At 70.7% G+C, this 3,883-nt stretch carries 4 protein-coding genes; all 4 read right to left on the bottom strand.

The genetic code is table 11. From position 1 onward, the window contains the following. Positions 1-492, bottom strand: a 492-nt coding sequence (locus ABNT58_RS10265) for a tetratricopeptide repeat protein (RefSeq protein ID WP_348753385.1), incomplete at its 3' end; no start/stop codon positions are given. 41 nt (positions 493-533) lie between these two features. Continuing rightward, a complete protein-coding gene (hisS, locus tag ABNT58_RS10270; protein ID WP_348753386.1) occupies positions 534-1,829 on the bottom strand; it encodes a histidine--tRNA ligase in 1,296 nt (431 codons plus the stop codon). 82 nt (positions 1,830-1,911) lie between these two features. Further along, positions 1,912-3,201 (bottom strand): flavodoxin-dependent (E)-4-hydroxy-3-methylbut-2-enyl-diphosphate synthase, encoded by a 1,290-nt coding sequence (gene ispG, locus ABNT58_RS10275; RefSeq protein WP_348753387.1) that lies wholly within the window; start codon positions 3,199-3,201, stop codon positions 1,912-1,914. Positions 3,202-3,206: 5 nt separating this feature from the next. Beyond that, a partial coding sequence (locus tag ABNT58_RS10280) for a DUF4115 domain-containing protein (RefSeq protein ID WP_348753388.1) occupies positions 3,207-3,883 on the bottom strand: 677 nt, incomplete at its 5' end.

Here is a 3,883-nt window from a genome sequence, read left to right on the forward strand (position 1 = left end):
CACCAGCGCCTCGAAGCCGGCGGCCTTGGCGCCGTCCAGCTGGCGCAGCGCCTCGTCGTACTGCTTCTTGTCCAGCAGGATGCCGGCCAGCCGCAGCCTGGCCACGGTGCGGTATTCGTCCTCGCTGGCGTTGTCGGCCACCCAGCCCAGCGTGGCGGCAGCTTCGTCGGCCTGGCCCTTGCCGAACTGGGCTTGTGCCGCCAGCAGGCCACCCTGGCCCGCGTAGGCGGTGCGCGGGTAGTTGCTCTTCAAGTCGCCGAACACCTGGGTGACGCGGGCCGCGTCGCCCGAGCGGGCGGCGCTGTCCAGCGCATCGAACATGGCCGCGGCCTTGGTGCCCTGGTTGCGCTGCCAGTAGTTCCAGCCGGTCCAGGCGGCGTAGGCGCCCAGGGCCAGCACCAGCACCCAGGTGATGAGGTTGCCGTACTTGTTCCAGAACGCCTTCAGCTCGTCGAGCTGTTCCTGCTCTTGCAGGTCGAGTTGGGTTGCCATGCTTGTCTTCTTCTAGCCGCCCGGGGGCGGAGGAGGCGGGATTATGCGTTGCGCAGTTGCGCGGCCCAGGCCGCCACGTCGGCCAGCGGCTGCAGCGACTGCGCGGCCTGCGCATCGCGCAGCGGCTTGACGGCCACCTCGCCGCGCGCCAGCTCGTCGTCGCCGAAGATCAGCGCGTAGCGCGCGCCGCTGGCATCGGCCCGCTTGAACTGCGACTTCATGCTGCCCTGCCCTTCGGTATTGCCGGCATGCATGACCACCGCCACGCCGGCAGCGCGCAGCGCCTCCAGCACCGGCATCACGCGCGGCAGGCTGGCGGCCGTGGGCACCACCGCATAGGCATCGGGCGCCGCGGCCGGCACCGGCGCCTGCGCGGCTTCCAGCAGCAGCATCAGCCGCTCCAGGCCCAGGCCCCAGCCCACGCCCGGCGAAGGCTTGCCGCCCAGCTGCTCGATCAGCCCGTCGTAGCGGCCGCCGCCGCACACCGTGCCCTGGGCGCCCAGCTTGTCGGTCACCCACTCGAACACGGTGAGGTTGTAGTAGTCCATGCCGCGCACCAGGCGCGGGTTGACGCGGTAGGCCAGGCCCGCTGCATCCAGCACCGCCTTGACGCCGTTGAAGTGCGCCAGCGAAGCCTCACCCAGGAAGTCGATCAGCTGGGGCGCGGCCTCGACCACCGGCTGCATCGCCGGGTTCTTGGTGTCCAGCACCCGCAGCGGGTTGCTGTGCAGCCGGCGCTTGGCATCTTCGTCCAGCACGTCGGCATGCGCCTCCAGGTGGCGGATCAGCGCCTCGCGGTGGGCGCGGCGCTCGTCAGGCTGGCCCAGGCTGTTGATCTCCAGCGACAGGTCGCGGCCTTCCACCAGCCCCAGCTCGCGCCACAGCGCGCGCAGCAGCAGGATGATCTCGGCATCGACGTCGGGGCCGGGAAAGCCCAGCACTTCCACACCCGCCTGGTGGAACTGGCGGTAGCGGCCCTTCTGCGGCCGCTCGTGGCGGAACATCGGGCCGATGTAGAAGAGTCGCCGGCCGCCTTCACGCAGAAAGCTGTGCTCGTTCATCGCCCGCACCACGCCGGCCGTGCCTTCGGGCCGCAGCGTCAGCTGGTCGCCGTTGAGGCGGTCTTCGAAGGAGTACATCTCCTTCTCGACGATGTCGGTCACTTCGCCCAGCCCGCGCACGAACAGCGCCGTGGGCTCGACGATGGGCGTGCGCACGTTCTGGTAGCCGTAGCGGTGCATCAGGCTGCGCAGCGTGGCTTCCACCCACTCCCAGCGGGCGGAGTCGGGCGGCAGCAGGTCGTTCATGCCCTTGACGGCACTCAGTCGTTCAGACATTTCGGCAATGCGTTGGGGCCGCAGGCGGCCGGTTCTTTTAAGCAGCGGCGCAGCCCGCCGTGCGCGGCAGGCCGGCCGGTCGTCAGGCCGCGGCGCCGAAGCGCTTTTCGATGTAGCCCTCGACGATCTTCTGGAATTCGGTGGCGATGCCTTCGCCGCGCAGCGTCAGCGCCTTTTCGCCGTCGATGAACACCGGAGCGGCCGGCGCCTCGCCGGTGCCGGGCAGGCTGATGCCGATGTCGGCATGCTTGCTTTCGCCCGGGCCGTTGACGATGCAGCCCATCACCGCCACCTTCAGCGTCTCGACGCCGGGGTAGCGCGCCTTCCATACCGGCATGCTGGCGCGCAGGTGGTCGTCGATCTGCTTGGCCAGCTCCTGGAAGGTGGTGCTGGTGGTGCGGCCGCAACCCGGGCAGGCGGTGACGCTGGGATTGAAGCTGCGCAGGCCCAGGGCCTGCAGGATCTCGCCGGCCACCACCACTTCCTGGGTGCGGGCCTCGCCGGGCTGCGGCGTCAGGCTCACGCGGATGGTGTCGCCGATGCCTTCCTGCAGCAGAATGGACAGCGCGGTGGCCGACGCCACCGTGCCCTTGGTGCCCATGCCGGCTTCGGTCAGGCCCAGGTGCAGGGCGTAGTCGCAGCGGCGGGCCAGCGCGCGGTAGACCGAGATCAGGTCCTGCACGCCGCTGACCTTGCAGCTGATGATGATCTGGTTGGCATCCAGGCCCACTTCACGGGCGTAGCTGGCCGACTCGAGCGCCGATTGCACCAGCGCCTGATACATCACCTGCTTGGCGTCCCATGGGGCGGCGCGGCGGGCGTTGTCGTCCATCAGCGAGGCCAGCAGTTCCTGGTCCAGGCTGCCCCAGTTGACGCCGATGCGCACCGCCTTGCCGTACTTGGCGGCGGCCTCGACCATCATCGCGAACTGGCGGTCGCGCTTGTCGCCCTTGCCCACGTTGCCGGGGTTGATGCGGTACTTGGACAAGGCCTGCGCCATGTCCGGAAACTCGGTCAGCAGCCGGTGGCCGTTGTAGTGGAAGTCGCCGATCAGCGGCACGTCCACGCCCATGCGGTCGAGCTGCTCGCGGATGTGCGGCACCGCCTGCGCCGCCTCGGGCGTGTTGACGGTGATGCGCACCATCTCCGAGCCGGCCTGGGCCAGCTCCTTGACCTGGATCGCGGTTTCAATGACCTGCACCGTGTCGGTGTTGGTCATCGACTGCACGCGCACCGGCGCGTCGCCGCCCACGGTCACCACCCGGTCGCCCCACACCACGCGCGCTTGGCGCGAGCGGCGCGGCCGCGGATTGGCCACTTCGATGAGGTCGTCGTTGCCGTCGAAAGAGGCGGCGTCGGGGGCGGTGTTCATGGCATTCACTTGAGTTCGAGCCGGGCCACGTTGTCCCGGGTGGTCGACGTGTCGACCGGCTGGCCGCGGAACGTGACCTGGGTACCGGCGGCGTTGCCGATTGTCGCCTTCAGGGGGATGTCCCCATCCACGCCGACTGTTTCGCCGGGTTGCAGCGTGCGCGACAGCAGCACCTTGCCGGCGCGGTCGCGCACCTCGACCCAGCTCTGGGCGGTGGCACGCAGCACCAGGGCACCGGCGGCCGGCGCGGTGGGGTCGGCCACGGCCGCCGGTGCACTGGCGGCCGGCCGGGTGGCGGCCACCGCGGCCGAAGCGGCCGGTGCGGCGGGCGTGGACGGCGGCACCACGGTGGTGATGGTGCTGGTGCTGGTGTTCGGCGCCGGGGTGGACCCGGCCACGACGGCCGAAGCGCCCTGCTCCGCCGGCGATGGCACCGAATGCACGGTCTCGATCGCGGCCGAAGCCGCTTCGATCACCTCGTTGACGACGCCGGAGGCGCCATTGGCGGCGGCCCCCACCACCTCGCCAGCACTGCCGGCGGCGCTGCGCTCGGCGCCGGTCAGGCGGTCGAGCGCGCGCTCGGGCAGCAGGTACACCACCAGCGCGGCCAGCAGCACGGCGCCGGCGCCCCACAGCACCGGCTTTTGCAGCACCGCCCAGTCGGGCGGATCGCTGCGCGAAG

Origin of the sequence: uncultured Aquincola sp. (assembly GCF_964001545.1) — a bacterium.
Lineage (GTDB): Bacteria > Pseudomonadota > Gammaproteobacteria > Burkholderiales > Burkholderiaceae_C > Aquincola.